Consider the following 576-nt stretch of genomic DNA (forward strand, 5'->3'; position numbering starts at 1 on the left):
CGTGAGGCGCTTTCGGATGTACCAGTCGATTTTGTTTAGGAATGTGTTTGCAAAGGAGTCGAGTCCATAGTAGTTCTTCCACCCTTGAATCTTAGGGTTTAGTTCTTCCACCATTTTGTTCATCGTCCAATACAGACGATTTCGCGGCTCGGTTGCTTCCTTTACCTTCTGTCTCATACTCTTCATCGCTTTCTTAGACGGATAGCTACGGAGGATAGAGACCGTTTTATTCCCTTTCAGCTTCTTTGGTATTTTCCGGTGGTGCATCCCCAAAAAGTCGAAGCCTTGCTTATCGTCCCATAGGTTAATGAGCTTGGACTTCTCCTTGTTCATTTCGAGTTCCAGTTTTCCGAATACCGCTTTGAGGACGTCAATTGCCCTCAAGGCTTGTTCTTTGGTTTTGCAAAGGATGGCGAGGTCATCGGCGAATCGCACCAGCGTTCCCGTTTCCGCGAACTTCTTCTCCCAAATCGTGTCCAAATAGTTCAGGTACAGATTCGAAAGTAACGGACTGATGACGCCTCCCTGCGGACTCCCGATTTCGGTTTCGTGAAACTGATCATCTTTCACGAAACC

At 47.0% G+C, this 576-nt stretch carries 1 protein-coding gene; it reads right to left on the bottom strand.

Translation table 11 applies throughout. From position 1 onward, the window contains the following. Positions 1-576: reverse transcriptase domain-containing protein (locus ACFPPD_RS11975; protein ID WP_378082340.1), on the bottom strand; the 576-nt coding region annotated here is incomplete at both ends.

This window comes from Cohnella suwonensis, from assembly GCF_042655365.1.
GTDB classification, from domain to species: domain Bacteria; phylum Bacillota; class Bacilli; order Paenibacillales; family Paenibacillaceae; genus Cohnella; species Cohnella suwonensis.